The following is a 22,564-nucleotide window of genomic DNA, read 5'->3' on the forward strand; positions in this document are numbered from 1 at the left end:
AAAAAAACCTATAAAGCTATTTAGGACGAAACATGTTGTATATTAGTTTATCGTCTAGTATAGATGATTTAACTACTCGAGTTAGTATTTCACAACCTAAATCTAGCCCAAATAATCATGATTATTTGGGCTAGATTTTTTACTGAATTACCTTAAAGTCTGAATTTTTATTTTCAACTAAATTTTGATTTCCGCCAGGGTTTGGTGCATTTATACCGCGTAAAATTATTTTATGCGCATCATCAAGAACAATGGCCGGTCTAAAGTCTGGTTTTTTCAAAAAGAATTGAATGTTATCTAATGAAATATTTTTGGCATGGCGAATGTAAAATCCATAAGCAGGGAGTGTATTTCCAAACATCCTATTTTCAGGATAACCTTTTTCATTTTCAGGAACCTTTTTATTGGCTTGCGCTACCGTTCCTCCACCAATACCATTAACAATCACATCTCGAATAATTACATTTTCTATATAAAAACCAGGTACCGCAGAAATAATACTTGGAATTAAACTTCTGGAGTTGGCAACCACATTGCTAATCAAAACATTTTTTAATGACCCCGTTGGATTATTTCGACTGCCCAACCTTAGAAATATAGGTGTTTGAATACCTACCATAGAAATATTCGATATAGTAATCTGATCCATTATGCCACCATTAACCACCTCCATCGCAATTCCGGAGATGCCTGTAATAGAATCCGTAACACCTTCAATCTCTTTAAACCATTTCCAGTTGCGTGATTCGGATGCACGTTGGACGACGCAATTTGAGACTGTAATGTTTTTAAAACCGGCATGAGAGGCTGTGCCAAATTTGATGGGATTACAATTGGACCCAATAATGCAATTGGTTACGGTTATGTTTTCACACAATTGTTTACCATCACTTTTAAAACATATACCGTCATCGTCAGCATCAATACGTGAATTACTGATTATCACATTTTTACTATCAATGTCGATGCCATCATTGTTCCAATTTCCATGACTGTAAATATTAATTCCATCGATGCGTACGTCATCATTTTCAAATAATCTCAACGTCCAGAAAGCACCGTTTCTAAGGTTGATATCCTTAATAACGACATGCTTGCTTTTTCGTACATGCACCAGATATGGCCTGTTGTTTCCACCCTCTCCTTGTTGGAAAATCTGTTGATCACCACTACCGTCGATAATTCCATCGCCTTCAATAGTAACGTTTTCTACGCGATCAACTCGAATAAAACCTTTCTCAAGAAAATGAGCACCAGGATAAGAATCAAGCTTTGTAATTCCTTTTAAAACGGCTGACCGATTTACATGGAGAGAAACATTGCTTTTTAGAAAAATGGTGCCTGAAACAAAAACTCCTGTTGGTATGATAACCGTACCACCGCCAGATGCAGCACATTCATCAATCGCTTTCTGTATAGTAAGTGTATTGTCTGTTTTGCCATCTCCTACGGCACCCAATTTGGTAACGTCAATATCCTTACTGGAGACGTTAAATGAAGAAAAAAGGAGTACTAAGATAATAATTGAATATTTCATTTTTTAAATAATATTTTAACGGTTATTAATTTGTTTACGCAAAGTCATGCTTACTCTTCTACAATAAACTCTTTTTTCAATTTGATGTCCTCGCTCGATTGACCAATGCGCACCTCGAAAGCACCTGGCTCAACAGTCCAATTCATGTTTTTGTCCAGCAATGCAAGGTCATCGGGCTTTAGTTTGAAGGTTACTGTTTTGGTTTCGCCAGGATTCAAACTTATGCGCTCAAAGCCACGTAAATCACTTTCGTAAGTAGTTACACTGCTCACCATATCTTTCAAATAGAGTTCCACAACATCATCTCCTTTACGAGTACCAGTATTCGTTACATCAACCTTAATCTGAATATCCTCTTGGTTCCGGATTTTAGCTGGCACCACCAAATTGCTGTATTTAAATGTAGTATAACTTAATCCATACCCAAACGGATATAAGGCGTCGTTAACGCGCGTGTTGCCGTATCCGTTTGGCCCGCTACTTGGCTGATTGGCGTGCGAACCGTTTTTAAATGGAAAGTTGAATTCTATCTGCCCTACCGATTTAGGGAAAGTAATTGTCAATTTGCCTCCCGGATTATAATCTCCAAACAGGGTTTCTGCTACTACCTTACCGCCTTCTGGCCCAGGGAACCAGGCTTCTAAAATTGCTGGCACATAGCGATTTTCCCAGTTGATGGTTAATGGCTGACCATTAATCATTACCATAACAACTGGTTTACCTGTTGCCTGTAACGCTTGCACCAATTTTAACTGCCGCCCGGGCAATCCTAAGCCGGTATGAGACCTGCCCTCTCCTATTCGTTTTTCATCCTCGCCAACCACAACCACTACCACATCAGATTGCTTTGCCATATCTACGGCTTTATTAATTTCGTTCTGTTCCACTTCTGTAAGCGGGGTTTCTATAATTTCACTTTCGGGCCAAGTGGCATCAACAACATCGCAGCCTTTTGTATATTGAACAGTTCCATTTTTTCCGACACGGTCTTTTAGGCCTTGCAGTACTGTAGTAACGGGATTATGTGAAGGACCATATCTGCTACTGGCATAATTTACTTCGGTGGCTAGAGGACCGGTAACCAATATCTTTGGCATCTTTTTTAAATCAAGCGGCAAAAGACCGTCTTTATTTTTAAGAAGCACCATGCTTTCGCGATTCATTTGAAGCCCCATTTCCTTAGCCTGCTCGTTTTGAACAAGTTTATCCGCCGCTTTAGGATCTTTCACATAAGGTTCATCAAACAATCCAAGTCTAAATTTTACCCTAAGTACATCTCCAACTCGGCTATCGATGGTTTGCATAGAAATTTTACCCTCGTTTACCAACTCTCTAAGTGGGAGAATGAAGGTTTGAGGCATGGTAAAGTTACAGCGCACATTTAGTCCCGCCTCTACAGTTTGCCTTACAGCTTCTTTATAGGTATCGGCTACGTGATGTTTTTCGTAAAGATATTCTACTGCCTGACTATCGCTTACCACATAACCATCAAAACCGAATTTTTGGCGCAACAATTCAGTTAGAAAATAATAACTTCCCGTAATTGGCACTCCGTCCCAGTCGTTATAACTGCTCATTACGCCCATTGGATGTGCCTCTTGTATTACCCGGCGAAACGGATAAAGATAAATTTGCTCCATCTCTCGGGGCGCAACATGCGGATCGGTACGGGCTTTCCCATCTCTTCCTCCATTTGGCACGCTGTAAACTGCATAATGTTTAAGGGTAGATGCAACTCCTTGCTCTTGAACGCCCAAAACCATTTGTTTGCCCATTTCGGCAATCAAATATGGGTCTTCGCCATAACACTCTACTACACGCCCCCAACGCTGATCTCGAGCCGGATCTAAAATTGGAGTGTAAACATTGGTATAACCAAGGGCTTTAGCCTCTCTGCCCACCACATTACCAGCAAGTCTTACCAAATTTTTATTCCACGTACTTCCAATGTTTATTGGTGATGGCAACGACGTCGCCCTATCATGATTTAACCCGTGAATACCCTCGTTTGTAAAATCTACCGGAATGCCCATGCGCGTTTCTTCAATAAACCATTTTTGTATGGTATTGATGGCATTTGCATGTTTACTATATGGAAAAGAATATTGTGTGGGCGCCATATCACCGTTCCAAGACAAATTGTTCAACTCCTCATCAATATTGGCTATGCCGTCTTTCCAGATTTCATTTTTCCAATTCGGAATTGGCATCTCATCTTTTAAAACACGTTTGTAGCCGTAAAGCGTAGCCATTTGGCAGGTTTTCTCATCAACTGTCATTTTGCTTAGCAAGTCTGCAACACGCTTATCTACAGTTTGGGATGGGTCTTCAAAAACATCCTTCTTACCATTTTTGTTAAAATCTATCCACCCCTTGTGGTAAATATCTTTACTTTGCGCGCTAGCGCCAACAGCCAATGTTAAAAGTGTAAACGATAATGCACCTATCCGTAGAATTTGTTTTGGGCTATTCATAATTATAGTCTAGTTTTTTATTCTCCTTTTAAATTAAATGATTTTGTTTGTGGATCACAATTGAACGCATTTGTTATCAAGTTAACATGTGAACCAGAAATTATAGCGGGCTCAAATTGTATGTCGATAGTTTTTGTTTCCCCCGGCAACAGTGAGAAAAAATTATCCGTATAAAAAGCAGGATTAATCGAAGATCCATCCGCCTGCTGAAGTTTTAGCTGTGTAAAAAAAGAAATAGATTTAGACGGGTTTTTCACCGTTACCTTAATGTTTCCTTTATGATCATACGTTGTCGCTGTTTTTAGCCGTATTTTTGGGAGCTTGTTGATGTCCTCAAAACCAGAAACTGCAGGCCCAGTCATAGTCCATGCGCCTTTGTAAATATCTTTTGAACGCCAATAAAAAGCATCATTAACCAATTTCCCATGGCTGTCCTTCAACCTCAGCTTAATAAAATGAACCTGAGAAATGTTGGTTGGAAAATCGATTTTTATGGCATCGTTTACAACACCATCTTTAGGAATTTGGATGGTGACAGATTTATTCCAAACCGGCTTAGCATTTAAATCATATACCGTTGCCTCTACTTGGTAGTTGGAAAAAGAAACCCTAAAATCATTATAAACTGACACCGTATTTTTAATGTAATCAAACTGTGCGTGCAAGGGTGCTAATGCATTTTGAGAATAATAAAGCGCCGCGGTTGGCTCTAAATACCAATCATACATCCGCGAAGCTGTTTGAGGCAATGGACTATTGTGGTACCAAAATAAAAAACCAGATGCAAAACGATCGCCGTAATTAAACTTGTTATAGTTCCATACCTCCCATATTGCCCGATAGTTCATCGCCCCTACAAATTGTGCTTTCTGTGCAAACTCATCAATAGAGGATGATTTTCCAAATTCATCAACTGCCTCACGATACTTTGTTGTGATTTGATGAAAGCCGTTTCCATCCAAATAATTCCAAACCGAATCGGTGATAGGCCATTGATCTTTAACGGGCATCATCCGCTTTATAGATTCAGCAATAGGAATACAAGGCGTTCCGTATTCGGGATTAAATCCATCAACCCTACTCCCCCGTTTTGATGCTGTATTCTCAAAATACTGCATCGGGTTTTCGTATTTATAAGGACTGCCATCGTGTACTCCACAACACTCAGATTGCACTTGATACCCGCGTGTAGAATCTAGCTCGTGAATCAGCTTACCGGTACCTGGCAGTTCGCCGCCTTCATTTGCAGCTACATAATAGGCAGAAGAAGCATGGTTACGGATGCGCTTAACAGTGCTTGTTACATTTTTAAAGTACAATGCCGAATCGACAGGCAGGTGTGTATCGGCGGTAATCCAAAACTCGTTCCATACCAGAAACCCGTATTCATCGCATAGCTGATAAAAATAATCAGACTCTGCAATACCACCGCCCCACAGCCGCAGCAAATTAACCCCCGCTTGTTTAGTATAACGCAACTCTGCATAGGTACGTTGTGGAGAATTACGCAACATTGCTTCTGGCACCCAATTGGTACCGCGTACAAATATAGGCTGACCGTTTACATAAAACCTGCGAGATTTGTCTGGAGTTTTTTGGTCGGAAGTAATCTCTCTGATGCCAAATTTTGTATGGATAACGTGGCTGATTTTACTGTTTACGGTGTAGTTTAAAGTTAAATTGTATAAATTTTGCTTTCCTTTATTTATAGGCCACCACAGTTTGGGCTGGCGAATAATAAGACTTTTATATTCTTTCGGAGAAAAAGTTATCGTCTTGGTTTCATTTGGTTGCAGCGTAACTTTTTTACTAAAATTACTTTTGCTCTCTAAAATATTGCCAGATAAAATTCCGGTCTGTATCTTCTTAGTAGCATTTTTCACTTCCACGGAGATGGTTTGTGATGATGTTGTTGTATCTGGCAGGGGCAATTTGGTTTGAACAAATGGATTTTCCAAAACCACATCGCCAGTAGTGTATAATTCCACATCACGCCAAATGCCGGTATTTCTATCTCTTATTCCGTCGGGCGACGTAAAATCCCATCCCACACTCATTAACATCGTCACATTTTTTCCTATTTCTCCATCACCACCATTGTGGTTTTCGCCCGGGGCACCTGTTTGCGTTACGCCAGGTTTAAAATACGAGCCCGGAAAATCTACTGGTTGCATGTCTACAGCGAGGGCATTGGGACCACTTTTCGATACCAAATCTGTAACATCAAAACTTTGCGTATTAAACATGCCCGCCATAGTGCCTAATTTTTTGCCATTGAGCCATAACGTGCAACGATAGTTTATTCCATGAAACTTAAGCCATGTTCGGCGTCTCGTAAAGTTTTTCGGCACTCGAAACTCTGTACGGTACCAATAATGATAAAATTCCCTTCCCACATCGGCCATGTCGGGTATAAGTTTTTGGCTTCGTTTATTGTTTATCCCAAAGTAAGGATCAGGATAAACTTTATCTGCAACCAAAGAAGTAAGAACCGTTCCTGGCACAACGGCATTCAGCCAAGATTTTGCAACATAGTCTGGAGCAGAAATCACTTTCCCGCCAACGCTTAATGAACTCGCTTGTTTCAACACCCATTTATTCGCTCCATTGTGAATTAGAGGAGATCTTAAGAAAACGGATTGGCTACTTGAAGGGTTAGATACGCTTGGGGTTTGCGCATATCCTTTTACCCCAAAGATGATCAGAGCAAGTAAGAATAAATATTTCATGGTTTTTGGTTGTTGATACGGAATCGGTGTTTTTTGTAAAATCAATTGTAATGTAGTTAATCTCTAGGCAATTAAATAGAAACACTTCGCAAGCTTACCATACATGTTTTTTTTTAAAACGTTCGAATAGTAAACGATACTGGTTTACCCGTCCAAAGAAAATCAATGGTAGAGTTTCCGACAATTTTATAGTTAGTTGTGCTAGAAAACTGTACAGATTTGATTCGCTTGCCCATAACCTGCAGCGTGAAACGTGTTTTTAGCGCATTAAGATGATTTCCTTTTATCGAAATATAATCTTTACCATTTTTCCGGTTGGTGGTAAAACTAACTAGATTATATTGCCCGTTCTTTAAAGAATTTGGATCAGAACCATTGTCATAAAACCATTCAGATTTTACATTTTCTCCCTCATCTCCCCCATAATATTTTAAAATAAGGTTTTTCCCGTCATATTGATCTGTATTCGTAATCTCTTTAGACATTGGAATTATACTGCCCGCTTTTACAAAAATTGGCAAGCTATCTATTGGGGCGTAAACTTCTGCAGAATCTCTATAGCTCTTTAGATCATTAAACCCGATCCATTGGCCTTTTGGAAAAAGGACTTTTTTTGTAGTATCTCCTTGCGCTATAACGGGTGCTACCAATAAGTGTTCACCCCATAAATATTCTGTATTTACATTACTAAGCCGCTCATTGTCCTGTTCAAAATAATTAACCGGCAACATTAAAGGCCTACCAGTTGTGGTATTTTTGTAGGCCATGGTATAATTGTAAGGAAGCAACTGGTAGCGAAGTTTGATGTATTTAACAACCCTATTTTTAGTGGTATCATCCCAAAAAATCGGCTCAGGAGAATATTTAAAATTGCGGATACTGGCGTGGGTACGCATAACGGGCGTAAAGGCTGCAAACTCAAGCCATCGAGAATATAATTCTGGATTGATGTTTGGGCTACTTGTAAACCCACCCGCATCAGAGTGCATGTAGCCAACGCCGCTTAAACCCATATTAACCATGCTGGGTATTTGGGCTTTAAGACCTTCGAAGCCTCGAAAAACATCTCCTGTCCATGGGAAAGTAGAATACCTTTGCATCCCTGCAAACCCAGACCTTATCATGGTAAAAATGCGTTTGTTAGGGAAATCTTTCCGGTATCCATCAAACTCCGTTTTAGCCCATATTAACGAGTAAAGATTGTGTACTTCTTGCTCTTTCCCTAACGAAAATTTTAAGCTATCGTTAACAGATTCTGGCTCCCCCAAATCAAACCACCAGCCAGACAGTCCTTCATTTATCCGATCTCGGTATTGGCTCCAAAAGAATTTCTGGGCTGCCGGTTTAAAAATATCCAACAAACCTGTGGGATAGCCTGTCCAAAAATTCTTGAATATATAGGGCTTTCCTGGGTCGTAAATGTCCGATGCAAACAAATTATTTTTGTATGCGAAGTCGAAATTCTCTGATTTTTTTGTGATGTAGGTTTCACTAATCGGAACGACTCTTATTCCCTTTTTTAAAAGCTTGGTCAACATCAATTTCGGATTTGGAAAACTATCTAAGGCCCAATTTTGATTGCCCATGTAGGCTTTGCTCTTATACCAGTAGAGGTCAAACACAATTCCATCGAGTGGGATGCCTGCTTTTTGGGTTTGATCTACCATGTTTACTGCTTCCTTCTCAGATTTATAACCATATCTAGATGATATATAACCCATTGCCCAACGTGGAGGTAATGGCTGGCGGCCAGTTAAATAAGTGTAGTGTTCCATTACACTGCCCATTGAACTGCCAGACATAAAATAAAAGCGCATAGCACCAGAAGTTGTATTAAAGGTTACCTGATCTGCTTCCGTTTTTGCTACATCAAACTTGCTTTTTGCATAGTTATCAAAATACAAACCATAGCTTCTATTTGATAGCAGAAACGGGATTGCAATATTTAGATCTACTGCCCCAAACTTGTAACCGCCATGTGCCTGATTGTAATTTTCTAATACAGTTCCTCTTTTGTCTAGGTCTATCGCCCTGAAACCACCTCCATAAAAAGACTCTTTACTGGTTGAAGTAAAATCGAGTTTACGCTTACCATCCGTGGCATCGTAATTTTTTGCTACGGATAGTGTATCTCCTTTTTTATTGATAAAGTAAATAAATAAATCTGCCTTGTTAATAACCACGCTCAAATCGGCGGTTTTTAATTCAACAGACTTCGGTTTATCGCGGTAACTGGCCTTAACCTTCTGCGGTGCGCCGATTGTTGAGTAGCTGACCACAGGCTGTACTGTTTTTTGTTGATAGGTAATTTGGATTACGTCATCGAGATATGGCAGTATAGAAATATTTCCATTCTGGGTTGTAACGAGTAACCGTTTACCATTAAATGAGGATGATTTGAAATTGCCTAGCGATAGCGTATTCTGCGCTATGCTTGGGATAACAATTCCAAAACCAAAAAGCAAAATAAAGAGAATTTTTTTCATTGTAATGATAGGAATTTGGTTTATTTAGTTGGTTTAGAAATTACAAATATTTTTACTTTAATAAACCACTAGACCAATGGATCTAGTGGCTTTAACTATTTACCATCCGGGATTTTGTTCGAGCTTAGGCTCTTTATAAAGCTCGGTTTGTGGAAATGGATATAAGTACATTTTGTCTGTAAATATACGGGTATCTGCTTGAACTGTCTGATAGATGAGCGCCGTGCCCGTTTTTGTTATTTGGATGCCAGAAACCGGTTTGTTCAAAAACTGTTCTCCAAGTTTCCAACGTCGGATATCGAAGAAGCGTTGGTCTTCAAAACAAAGCTCAACACGCCTCTCGTTTTGGATCCGCCCCCTCATCTGCTCTTTAGTTAAGCCTACAGGAAGAGGCGGCATTGTAGCGCGTGCCCTAACTTGATTTATATAGGTATAAACATCAGTAACAGGGCCTTGCGCCTCATTTAGTGCTTCTGCATAGTTTAACAAAATTTCTGAATATCTAAAAAGCACCCAGGCTCTTCTTACTTTTACTGCATTACCTACGCCCCAATAAGCTGATTCACTTAAAAATTTACGCATGTAATAACCTGTACGGGTTGAATTGACATTGCCCGGATTGTTGTCTTTTCCGCCCATAAATGTCTCTACCGCAGCAGATTTAAAATTAGCACCATTTCGGATGATAAATAAATCTAATCTGGGATCACGATCCGCGTAAGGATTTTGGGGGTCGTATCCCGATGTGGCATCCGTAATTGGTTTACCGGTAGTTTTCATATCGAAAGCATTTACCAATTCTTGGGTAGGATCTGTCCTACCCAACGCCCCATCATAACTGATTGGTGCATTGTTTATTTCAATCGTATTTGTGTTGTTTGTTTGCGACGCAAAAATCACTTCCGAGTTATAAGCTAGAGCAGAATAATTCCACAAATTTGGCAATTGTGCCAAAGTTAATAAATTGTTTTTATTAAGGTCTATCACTGCTTTTGCGGCGTTAGCTGCAGCTTGCCATTTAGTCACATCGCCATCTTTATTGTTTAGCGGGCTAGCTGCATAAAGTAATGTACGGCTTTCTAAGGCAAGGGCAGCAGTCTTTGTCGCTCTACCCTTATCTGCATTCGATAAATCAGACAAAGATTCTGGCAACACTATCGCAGCAGAATCACAATCTTTAACAATCTGCACTACAACCTCGTCGAAGCTACTTTTTGGCTGGTTTAAATTCTGAGACAAATCATAAGAATGTGTTGCCAGCACTATGCCACCATAGCGTTCCAACAGCTCAAAATGATATAGTGCTCTTAAAAAAAACGCTTCTCCTCTAAGTTTTGGAATATCAGTTCTGGGCGTTATAGCGCTTGTAGAACTATTCTCAAGAAAAAGATTAGTTCTGCGTATGTAGCTGTAGAAATTGCTATATTGGTCATCGATGGTATTTTGGGCAGTCCAAGTACCATTGTTAAAGATATTAATGTTACCGCTAGGATTAGAATTAACCGCTTCATCTGTACCTGATGCCATTAAAGATCCATCGCCCAAGTCATAACGTAACGGAATCCCACCATAAGCGCCATTTAAAAAGCCGCGACTGTGCAGGTCTGATGCCCATACATCGCTTTCTCTAATACTTCCGTCCGTTAGGTCAAAATCTAAATAATCTTTTTTACACCCCATGAATGCAAGCAATATTAACGCAACAAGCGTTACAGAGACATTGTATTTTCTATTTTTCATAATTTTAGATTAATTAAGCACAACTATAGACTAGTACTAATGCCTACCGTTACCGTTTTATAATAAGGATATGAGTTAGCCCTTCCTGCCAACGGTATTTCTGGATCGACATTCTCCATACCAAGTTTGCTGAATGTTAACAAATTAAATCCAGAAAGGAAGATGCGTGTATTTTTTAAACCGTATTTACTCAAGAAAACAGGAAGCGGTCTGTATCCCAGCTCAACTGATTTAAGTCTTAAAAAATTTCCAGATCGAAACCAAAAATCAGAAGTTGCGGTATTATTGCCTAGATCATTTAATCCCAATCTTGGATAGATTGCTGTATTCGCAGTAGCAGGCGTCCAGCGTTGGAAACTCTCTTGGTTTAAGCCAAACGGCCCACTATTATAAGCCGGCTGTATGTTAATGGTGCTTCCTACTATTCCCTGAAACTGAAAAGATAGATCAAAGCCGGTGTAGCGCATTGTTGCGCCAAAACCATAAATTGTATTGGGAATTACCGATTTATCACTACGTACTAGATCGAGGTTGTTGATAATGTTATCACCGTTGATGTCTTTGTATTTAATATCGCCAGGTCTTGTTACACCAGAAAGAATTTGTGTAGGGCTATTATCTATTTGTGCTTGGTTAGCAAATATTCCGTCTGACTCATAAATAGAATAACCTGTAGCAGGCTGACCGATTGCAGATTGATAGTCTGCAAGTCCTATCTGGCTGTTGTCAACAATAATCTTATTTTTAGAGAGTGCTATATTTCCATTTAAAGAAAGCGTAAGTTTCCCAATTTGCTTATCGTAATTTGCAGACGCTTCAATGCCTTTACTACTTACCTTTCCTCCGTTAACTTGACTTAAAGTTTGCCCTAAGATGGAAGGAATTAGGGAAGCTGTTAACAAATTACTCTTGGTGTTATTGTAAACATCTACTGTAAGTGAAAGTGCGCTGGCTAAAAATTTCGAATCAAATCCAATGTTCGTTGTTCTATTCGTTTCCCAAGTAAGGAATGTATTACCGATAGATGTTTCTTCCGCCACATTACTACCAGAAAAGCCGGTACCAAAAGAATAGCCACCGCCTGTAGCATTTCGAGAGTACTGGCTTTGGTAAGCCAATCTTAATCCGCCAATATCTCCATTGCCCGATAAGCCGTAAGAACCCCTAACTTTTAAATAATTGATAAATTTTACACTTTTTAAAAATGTATCGTCAAAGATTACCCAACCGGCAGAAACGGCAGGGAAAAACCCATATCTATTTGTCGGAGCAAAATTATCGTTACCAGAATATCCTGCAACTAAATCTAAATAATAGCGGCGTTTGTAATTATAATCTATCCGCCCGGCCAATCCCTGACTCTTTACGTCAAGCTGATCTGGCTTGGTATCTGTGTACCTAGTTACTCTAGCAGAAGCGCTAATATTGTGTTCTTTAAAGGTTCGCTCATAGTCAAATCCTGCCCATAGCTCGTTTCTCCTATCATTACCTGAGTAGCCAGCATTTGCGTACCCAAGTGGCGATGCGTTACGGTAACCCACAGACGCGGCACCCGTAGCACCGGTTTGATCAAAGACAGCATAATCTTTTGTAAACCCAGAAGAATAGGTTCCAGCAGCATCATAAGAAAACAATACTTTGGCAGAAAGCCCAGGCACCCAAAAATCAAGTTTTTGGGTTACATTCAAAGTTCCTTGTAGCAATCGGTCAACCACTTTTGTATATCCACGATCAACCAATTGGCCTAAGGGGTTAAAAGCATACTGGGCATTTCCTCCATAACTGCCATCGGCATTAATTAATGGGAAAGCATTAGGGGGCAGTGTGTAAAGACTGTTAAGTATGTCAACTGTACCATCAGTCGGATTTGAACGGTTTTCAATTCGGCCAGCTGTATATAAATCAACTGACAGATATTCGTTTACATTAAAACCTATGTTTCCTCTGAAGTTAAATTTATTGTAATCGTTATTTGCATCATAATCGGATGTTTTTGTGTCCTTAAACAATCCTTTTTGATTGTAGTAACTAACCAAGGTATAATAACGAAGTTTACTATTCCCACCATCTGCCGAAAACACATAGCGCTGCACTGGTGCAACCTTTTTTGTAAAGCGGTCTAAGTAGTTGTTATCAGGATATAAAAGAGGATTGCCACCATTCTTGTATGCGCTAACATCTGCCTGACTGTATCGGGGATTTGTTATCCCATCATTAACTTCAGCTTCAGAATATAAACCAATAAAGTCTAATGAATTTAAAGGTTTAATAAATGATTGAGGAGACTGGAGACCAGATTCAACTTGGAAATTTATACTAGACCGATCTCGATTTCCTTTTTTGGTAGTAACTAATACGACACCATTACCACCCTTTAATCCATACCAAGCAAGAGCTGAGGCATCTTTTAGCACAGTAACACTTTCTATTTCCGAAGGATCCATATCGTTTATCTCACGCTCAACACCATCTACTAGGGTTCTACCGTTTCGTAAACCGTAGGCAGATAGTCCGCGAATCTGAATATTGTTGGTCTCATAACCTGGTTGCGTGTTGGTCTGTTGGATATACACACCCGGAACTCGACCTGCAAACAACGCTCGTACATCTCCCGTTGCGGTTTTCGGAAGTTGATTAGCATTTAAAACCGAGATGGCTTGAGTGACCTGTCTCTTCTTTCTAACACCGAAAGGAATGTGCACGTCATCGTCCTCGCCGGCATCGGTTATCGCCTTTATTAAGGTAACATTAATTTGTGCGTTAGCCTTAATCTCTTGTTGTAAATAATCAGTTTTGTTAAAAATAACTAGATCATTTGGACTTGCAGATATAGTGAAATGTCCAAATTTATCAGAAAGCACAGATTTAGTGCGTTCTTGAATGGTTACCTTAACACCTTCTATTGGTTTGTTAGCTTGATCTTTGATTTCTCCGCTAACGGTTACCGACCCGGATGTATCTGCATTGCTTTGGGCATTAACTGCCGTTTCTAAAAGAAACAGACAGCAGCATAGCAGTAGACTACGAAATATATATTGTTTCATTTTTTTCTTTTTATTAAATGTTGGAAAATACTTTACCACCCTGGATTCTGAACTAAGGCACCATTGCTTTTTTGTATCTCGCTAAGAGGAATAGGATATAAGTACATATTGTCCCTAAATACGCGCTGATAGTCAGATGAAAGTGGTTGGACAGTATACGTAAAGCTTGCTCCAGATTTAACCACGTTCATTCCATTTACTGTTTTAGCAACAACGTTTTCTCCATCTTTCCATCGTAGAAGATCCCACCAACGCAATTCCTCGAAAGCCAGCTCAACGGCTCTTTCGTTATGAATGCGTGCACGCATTTGATCTTTTGTAAGCCCTGTAGGCAGCGCTGGCATTCCGGCACGGGCACGAATTTGATTAATGTAAGTATAAACATCTGCCACAGGGCCTTGTGCCTCGTTTAAAGCCTCTGCATAGTTGAGCAACACTTCGCCATATCTAAAAACAATAAAATTTATCAATGCGGTCGAAGTAGAGCCAGCCTTGTAAACCTCTGGCCACAATTTACGAGTGTAGTAGCCGGTTCTGGTATAGGTAACGGCCGTTGATCTATAATCCGTTCCGCCATCATACATTTGCATATTCCTCCCTTGCCACGGCGCATCGTTATACAGTATATTCGCATAAAAACGCGGGTCGCGATTGGCATAAGGTTGTTGCGGATTATAGCCAGATGTTGGATCTGTAATTGGTTTGCCATTACTCATCTCGTACAAGTCTACGTGATTTTGCGTCGGGTTTAATTGGCCCTGGGCCCCGCCAGATCCGGGCGACATGATGTGATCGCTCAAATATATAAAAGGGCGGGGCGGTCTGATGGAAATTAAAATATATTCTGGTGATGATGGCACATTTAAAAGTGTAGCGTAATCTGCCTGTAGACTATATTTGCCCATGCTTATTATTGCTTTAGCTGCGTCGGCGGCTTTCTGCCATTTTGCAGCAGCGCCACTTGGGTTGTGGAGTGGACTGGCGTCTAACAGTAGCAAGCGGCTTCGCAATGCCTTTACAGAACCGATGGTTATACGGCCATAATCGCCGTCATCCCAATCATTTGCTGGAGAATAGGTAGCACCAAAGCTTTCCGTAGTAAGTATTTGTTCTGCGCTTTGTAAGTCTTTTAAAATGAAACCTACTGTTTCATCGTAAGTATTTCTGGGCAGATCAGTTTCATCGTTCACCGATAAGGGCTTATCCAACAAAATTACCCCGCCAAACCTTTTAACGAGTTCAAAATAATACATCCCACGCAAAAAATACATTTGTGCTTTTATGAGGCTTGGATTTTGTGCGGACGTCCAAGGCACTTGATTCACTTTAGACAACATGGTATTTATTACCCTAATACCCTGATACATGCGGGCATATACGGGCGCCACGTCAGTAGCTCCGGTATTTAGAAAATTTCCGGTATTCATTGCTGAAATCGGTGTTGGTGCACCCGCAAAAACAGCTTCATCAGTAAATTCGCCAGTTGTACCTTTATTTCCATTTCCGTCCAAACGTAAATAGTCATTTAGCATGTAATTGTACGCGTTGTCTGCATATCGGCTAGCTAAAACCGGATCGCCAAACACGTCATCTCCCGATATTGGCACACCCGGATCCCGCTGTAGAAAGTCCTTTTTGCAAGATGTAGTACTTAGGCAGAAAAGGCTAATTAAAAGAATATATAATTGGTTTTTCATTACAATTTTTTTAAGGTTAAAATTGAACATTAGCTCCGAAACTGAAAATTCTCGGGATGGGATAGCTCTGGGCTTTAAGCGCCTCTGGATCAAGCCCTCTAAAATTTGTCCAGGTATAAATATTTTGCCCGTTAGCAAATATTCTCAACCCTTGTAGTTTTAACTTCTGGATGATAGCCGTGGGAAACTGGTAGGAAAGTTCGACGTTTCGGAGTTTCGTGTAACTGGCATCCTGAATAATAAATGAGTTAAGGTCGTAACTCGGGTTGTTTGAAAATGCGCTCGGTTTAATAACAGGCCAAACTGCGGTATTGTTATCGGCTGGCGATCGCCAAGAATTTACCATCTGCGCAAAATAATTCAAGCGTCCTTTTTGCAGATTGAGCAGGTCCGAGCTAATTTTATAGGCTCCCTGAAACAAAGCAGATAACGTAAATCCTTTATAATTAAACGTTGGTTGAAAACCTAAAACATCTTCTGGAATATCCGTATAACCTATTGGCGCCTTGTCTTGTGCATTTATTACCCCGTCGCCATTCATATCCTGATATTTTAAATCGCCAGGTATCACAGCCGTTCCTACTTGGCTGGCTGGGCTATTTTTAATGTCTTCCAAATCCTGATAAAATCCGATAACCTGATAACCATAATATTGGTTTATAGGTCGCCCGGTTGATTTTTGATAGTCTGGTATGGATGGCGCTTCATCTATTTTAACATACTTGTTATGAGCATGCGTTAACTGCAAATTGAAACCGTAAGTAAATTGATTGATCGAGTGCTTAAAATCCAACGAAAATTCATAGCCGCTGTTGTAGTTTTTACCGAAGTTAACTTTGGGTAAGGTTTCGCCATAAATTACAGATGTTGTGTTGTTGCGGCCCAGTAGAATATCGTAACGATCTTCATCAAAAATATCTGCTGTAAAGTTTAGGAGATTTTTAAACAACTGCAATTCGAGACCAAGATCTCTTTTAATTGATTTTTCCCAGGTAACAAACGGATTACCAAACTGACTATGATAAACAACCGGGTTTTGAGTGGCTGAGTTCGGGTTACCGAACCAAACCTGGTTATTTGGATTGGATACTGAACGATCGTTGGGGCCACCACCGCCGTTTTTATAAGCATCTAAGTAAAGGAATCTTCCGCCTACGCCGCCAAAGCCAATTAAACCGTAAGAGCCACGTATTTTTAAGAAATCAATCCATTTAATATCTTTCATAAAGTTCTCTTGGCTAACTGTCCAACCAGCAGAAACGGCGGGAAAAAGACCGTATCTTTTGTTTTTCGGATAATTTTCTGAACCATTATAAGCGCCATTTAATTCTACAAAATATTTGCTGCTGTAATTGTACTTAGCACTTAAAACCAGTCCTTGATTTGCAAACGGAGCATTTGCGCCAGTAACTCCCTGTAATTCTCGTTGAGCGACAGTTATGATGGAGACATTATTGAGGCCAAATGAGCGGTTATAGTTTAGAGAGAATTGTAGGTTAGATTTTATATAACCGTTCCTCGAGGTTTGATATGGCCCTAACTGGTCGTCGTAGGTTCCGGGCACTAATTTTATGGTACTAGTAGCGCGGTCAACCTCATATCCAGATGCTACTCCGCGTTGAGCTCGTTCACTAAGAATGTTTGCATCATAGCCAAAGGTCGCTTTAAAATTTAGCCCTTTGGTAATGGCATCTAGCTGTTGGTTTAAAACAAAAATACTTTCGAAAGCATTATTATCTTGAATGTAATATCCGCTACGTGTTAGCAAAGCATAGGGATTAAATGTGTTTACCCCCAACAAACCAAAATTCTGCACATGGTTATAAGTGTCATCAAGCTGTTGTTGCTCTGGCGTAGTTGGGTTATTATATTGTGGGAAAAATGGCAAGCCCCAAGCTGGCAAAGCGTTAATTCGTGTAATAATATCCTCTGTGCCATTTCCAGAGATACCTCCGTTAGATTGTATACCTCCCAGACCATACTTATGCTCTAAGCGACCGGAAAGCAAAACACTAAATTTTGTCGTTTTTGTAAGTCTAAAATCAAGATTAGAGCGATAATTATATCTGGTAAAAGAGTTTGTGGTTTTGTAATTAGACGGTGTTTTATAATCCTTATACATTCCGTCATCAAATGAATAACCCAATGAAACAAAATATTTCACAAAATCTGATCCACCGGTAAAGTTTAGGTTATGTTGTGTACGTAACCAAGATGGTCTTACCACTTCCTTATACCAGTTAACATTTGGATATAACAAGGGGTTACCTGTTCCATCCTTAAAAATCTGCAAATCTTCTGCTGTAAACGTTTTTTTGAAGGTTGTAGGATATATCCCGTATTTGATTAGATTCTCTTCTCCCTCATTTTGTAATGAAGCGCTTTGATATGCATCTAATATTGGAGGAATGCCCGTATTGCTAACTACCCCGACGGTGCCGGTGTATGATACTGTTGTTTTGCCCGCCTTACCTTTTTTGGTAGTAACGATAATTACCCCGTTTGCACCTTTTATACCAAACAACGCTGTAGAGGAGGCATCTTTAAGAACACTTATAGATTCAATTTCATTAGGGTCTATATTCCCAAATGAGGATCTTTCAATACCGTCTACTATAATAAGAGCAGACGCATCGCTTGATGCTCGCCCCCTTATATAAATTGCGGCAGAATTGTCTCCAGGTTTGCCATTGGTTTGCCTAGAAATAATCCCCGGAACTTGACCTACCAACGTGTTAGTAATGTCAGAAACTGGAGATTTCGCTATCGCGCTGCCAGAAATACTACTGATTGCGGCAGTTTGCTCACTTTTTTTCTGGGTTCCATAACCAACCACTATCACGTCATTTAATTTGCCAGGATCCTCTAGTATTTTAATGTCAATATGGGTGCGTTTTCCAACGGTAACCTCTTGACTAATATACCCTACTGAGGAAACAACAAGCACAGCGTTTTCATCGGGCACATTAATACTAAAATTGCCACTCGCATCTGTTACCGCCCCCAATTTTGTGTTTTTAATTTTGATGCTTACACCAGGCACAGAAAGCCCTTTATCATCGGTAACTTTGCCCGAAATTTTTATGGGTGGAGTATTAACTATGGCTTGAGCATGCACTTTGGCCCTTAGCTTAATGGTTTTGTTCTCGGCATTAATTACATAGCTGATGTTCTGATTTACAAAGCATCTGTCTAGCACCTGGTTAATAGGCACATGCGACACTTTAAGAGTAATAGGGCCGGCAATATGAAGAAGTTGTTCGTCATACAGGAAATCATATCCCGTTTGTTGTTGAATAACTACCAAAACTTCTTCTAGTTTCACATTTTTTACCTCAAGCGTAACATTTTGAGCCGAAGTTTTTGCTCTAGCTTGGAGTAAAAAAAGAACAATCATGATGGAGGTCAGTTTCATGATGCGAAAGAATTTTGACATAAAAAGGAGAGGAAGTCCATCCTTGGAATGAGTAAAAAAATTGTACATTTGAATAGTTGGTTTAAGTCAATAATCGATTGTTGAATGCAATTAATAAGCTTTTTTGACGATTAGACCGCAATTTTCGGGAGCGCTGAGAACGCTCCTGATTTTTTTTGGTCTAACCATAATGTTGTAAATCATTTTGTTATTACCGTAATCCTCCTTCCTTCTACTTTAAAACTTACGTAACCAGTATACTCTAGCAGGTCTAGCAAACCCGCTAGCTTCTTTTCTCGCAAATACATTCCACCGAATGTTCTGTTTGATAATGGGCCTTCAAACTTTACGTCGACATCGTACCAGCGAGAAACTCCTTTCATAATATCTCGGATATTCTCATTCTGAAACCTGAAATATCCCTTTTTCCATGCTATAGCTTCCTCAACATCAGTTTGCGACACAACAACCTTGGAAGAGTTAACGTTTTGAACTGCCTGTTCGCCAGGCTTAAGCACCGTTTCGTAATTAGAATTACTCAATTTAATCGATCCTTCTAGTAAAGTTGTGCTAATATGATTGTCATCTGGATAGGCCGAAATATTAAAATGTGTACCCAAAACCTTAACCTCCTGCTGGCCGGCCACATCTACTTTAAATGGTTTGTTCTTGTTTTTGGCAACCTCAAAATAGGCCTCGCCAATAAGCTTAACCCTTCTTTCATTCCCATTAAAACAAGTTGGATAAATTAAGGTGCTTGCAGCATTTAAAAACACTTTTGTGCCATCTGCAAGTACAAGGTTGTACTGGCCACCTCGGGGAGTCGAAATGCTATTTTTTAAATTTTCGCTCTTGCTGTCATCCGCATTTTCTTGATAGGTTATCTCTCCACTACCATTCTTTGTGACGGAAACATTCCCTTGATTCGACACAATGCCTTGTTTCCTATCATCTAGGACAACCTTATTGCCGTTTGCCAATGTTAAAATAGCTTTATTCTTACCCGGTTCAATCGAGTTTTTCACAAGCTTGGTAGCATTATGAAAGTCTGTTGATTTATGCTGACTAATGAAAACAGCCATGCAAGAAATTATTAGTATTGCAGCGGCAGATGCCCAGTAACTTAATTTAACCTTGCTAAACTTTCTTTGCTTGAGCCTCCGATTCATATCATTTATCATCTCTTTATTGATCGAAATCGGATCCCCCATTTCATCAGTCCATGGAATGTCTGATAAATCAAAACCGTCACAATACAACTCGACAATCTTTTGTTCTTCCGCAGTACACTTACCGAGCAGGTATTTGTTATAGAGTTGTTTAAATTCTTCTGTCGTCATTTATAATATCTGGCATATATATAGACGAAATTTTAACCAAGCATTCACACACTTTTTTAAAAAAATTGTTGTGGCTGGTATCTTACTATTTTAGCAAGAAACCTTTTACATCATAACAGCTAAAGAAAATAGCTCCACTTAAAGGAGAGGAAAGAAAAAAAATAGTTAACATACTAATTAACAAAACGTTAAAATAATAAAATATTGAGAAAATTTTTCGTTTATAAAATAAATTTATTGCCCTACTAAACTTCGTGACAGCAGACATTGCCGGAAGCACCTCGAATACTTTTATTTTCAATCCAGCCATATTGGCCAGTTGCGCAAGACAAATTTGAGAGTTAACCAACCTAAAAGATTATTTAAAAAGAGGACCGAACAATCTGTCCAGCCCTCAATCAAACTAACCATATTTTATAGAAAAGCTTAAAGCTTAAAAACTATCATACAGAATATTATACTGATTATTTGTGAAATTAACTACTGAACCGCCAGCGAAAAGCGTTCGTTATCGCTGTTTGATTCTTGCCATAACACACATTTGGTACCATTAGCTGTATTACCGCCAGTTACGTTAACGCAACTTGAAGGCGCACATTTTGGTTTTAATTTGTAATAACCATCATAATCATAAACCATTTTAAATAACTGTGCAGAATTATTGCTCTGGGTATTATAAATTTCCATAGGCGTATTGTTTGCGGCGCTAGCCCCTGTAACATCCAAAGAAGTTGCCGTGTTGTGTTGAGGCACTAATCTATAATAACCGTACCCGGATGAAATAAGTTTAAATTTTTGATTAGGGCCGGAGTTCCATTGCCAAATCTCAACAAGCGAACTGCTTGGCATTCCTAATATATCTAAAGAACTATTTGCATTTACTTTGGGTGTTAGCCTATAAACCGCGTTGTCGGCAATACCAGCAGGTTGCGAGGTTGGTGTTACTTGTTGCATAATTACGCCTCCAACACATTCTAACGCAGCAGTGATGTTGTCGCTTGGCGTGGTTGATGTCCAGTTATTCCAAATTAGGTTTTTATCTGTTCGTCTTCTATTCCAAGCGGCATCTGCGTTTTGTTTCATCCAGCTGTAATAGGTACTCCAAAGATTATTGTCTCGTACAAATTCGCCAAGACCTCGCGCAAATTCCGACTGCCAAGTACCTTGTCTGGTGCCATTGGTCATAATACCGCCAACAGTTTTGTTGTTTTTTACATAATCAACAGAGCGCTTTGCATCGTCATAATACATAGCGTTGCCCGTTAAACGGTGCAGGTGATTTGCGGCACCAACAAAAGCGCCTATATTGTACACATTGGCAGATGAACTAACCGTGCCGTCGGGCTTAATATTCTCGTAAACGGCGCCGGTAGATTGGTTATAAATTTTTGATTTTACCCAGTTATATATGGCAATAGATTTATTTAGATAGCTCGCGTCTTTGGTGGCTTCATAGATGTAGCATCCCAAAATCATTTCAGGGTTATTGCTCAACCCCGATTTATCCTGATGAGAAACATCCCACCATAATCCGCCACCTAACTCATTTGTCCATCCACGATCATAACTGCGGTTAAAAGCATATTTCGCTTGGTTTAAAAAGGTATTATTTCCTGTTATCTGATAGCCGCGGGCAAACGCTATTCCAGCCCATTGAAGATCATCATTATAGTCATTCCAATTCCAATCATACAAACCACCATTGCCTTGGTTTTGCTGTAAGAATGTATTTAGCAAATTGGTAATCAAGGTTTTATGCGCGGTGCTTTTGGTTCTTACGTACACATCTTCAACCATTTGGATATCTAGCGCTTGTCGCCAAAAATAATCCTTAGAGGAAACATTTAGCGCTTCTTTATAATACTGCGTGTTGCCTGAGGTAACCAGAAAACTGTTGTTGTAAGCATTAAATGATGCATCGGCATTGGCGTTTACATCTAACAAAGCCAGCGCGTTTGCTACCGATTGGGCGTTCTCAACTTTCGCACTTGGCAACAATACATCCGGGTTAGTTTTTTTACAGGAGCTGAGCTCAAAAACTGTAGCTGCCACGCATATTAGCGCAACGCTTAACTTTCCATTAATAATTTTGTGGTTCATAA

10 protein-coding genes are annotated in these 22,564 nt (G+C 39.7%); all 10 read right to left on the reverse strand.

The window, feature by feature from the left end:
* Positions 1-139: 139 nt before the first annotated feature.
* Positions 140-1,537 carry a glycoside hydrolase family 28 protein gene (locus tag ABIB40_RS13290; protein WP_354359847.1) on the reverse strand — a complete coding sequence of 466 codons (1,398 nt, stop codon included), beginning with the start codon at positions 1,535-1,537 and terminating at the stop codon, positions 140-142.
* A gap of 50 nt (positions 1,538-1,587) precedes the next feature.
* Complete coding sequence (locus ABIB40_RS13295) at positions 1,588-4,011, reverse strand: glycoside hydrolase family 3 N-terminal domain-containing protein (protein ID WP_354359849.1); 2,424 nt, start codon at positions 4,009-4,011, stop codon at positions 1,588-1,590.
* 17 nt (positions 4,012-4,028) lie between these two features.
* Positions 4,029-6,740: a glycoside hydrolase family 2 protein gene (locus ABIB40_RS13300; protein WP_354359851.1), complete on the reverse strand. Its 2,712-nt coding sequence runs from the start codon at positions 6,738-6,740 to the stop codon at positions 4,029-4,031.
* Positions 6,741-6,853: 113 nt separating this feature from the next.
* The gene (locus tag ABIB40_RS13305) at positions 6,854-9,226 is read right to left on the reverse strand and encodes a TIM-barrel domain-containing protein (protein WP_354359853.1); all 2,373 of its coding nucleotides are present in this window, start codon (positions 9,224-9,226) and stop codon (positions 6,854-6,856) included.
* A 99-nt stretch (positions 9,227-9,325) separates the two neighbouring features.
* Positions 9,326-10,966, reverse strand: a complete 1,641-nt coding sequence (locus tag ABIB40_RS13310) for a RagB/SusD family nutrient uptake outer membrane protein (RefSeq protein ID WP_354359855.1) — start codon at positions 10,964-10,966, stop codon at positions 9,326-9,328.
* Between the two features lie 23 nt (positions 10,967-10,989).
* Entirely contained in the window at positions 10,990-14,010 is a 3,021-nt protein-coding gene (locus ABIB40_RS13315; protein ID WP_354359857.1) for a SusC/RagA family TonB-linked outer membrane protein, read from the reverse strand.
* Positions 14,011-14,042: 32 nt separating this feature from the next.
* A complete protein-coding gene (locus ABIB40_RS13320; RefSeq protein ID WP_354359859.1) occupies positions 14,043-15,707 on the reverse strand; it encodes a RagB/SusD family nutrient uptake outer membrane protein in 1,665 nt (554 codons plus the stop codon).
* Positions 15,708-15,723: 16 nt separating this feature from the next.
* Positions 15,724-19,122, reverse strand: coding sequence for a TonB-dependent receptor (locus ABIB40_RS13325; protein ID WP_354359861.1), 3,399 nt, complete (start codon positions 19,120-19,122; stop codon positions 15,724-15,726).
* Between the two features lie 200 nt (positions 19,123-19,322).
* Positions 19,323-20,462: a FecR family protein gene (locus tag ABIB40_RS13330; RefSeq protein WP_354359863.1), complete on the reverse strand. Its 1,140-nt coding sequence runs from the start codon at positions 20,460-20,462 to the stop codon at positions 19,323-19,325.
* A gap of 480 nt (positions 20,463-20,942) precedes the next feature.
* Positions 20,943-22,562 carry a glycoside hydrolase family 76 protein gene (locus ABIB40_RS13335; RefSeq protein WP_354359865.1) on the reverse strand — a complete coding sequence of 540 codons (1,620 nt, stop codon included), beginning with the start codon at positions 22,560-22,562 and terminating at the stop codon, positions 20,943-20,945.
* Between the last annotated feature and the right edge of the window lie 2 nt (positions 22,563-22,564).

This window comes from Pedobacter sp. UYP30 (assembly GCF_040547165.1).
Taxonomy (GTDB): Bacteria; Bacteroidota; Bacteroidia; order Sphingobacteriales; family Sphingobacteriaceae; genus Pedobacter.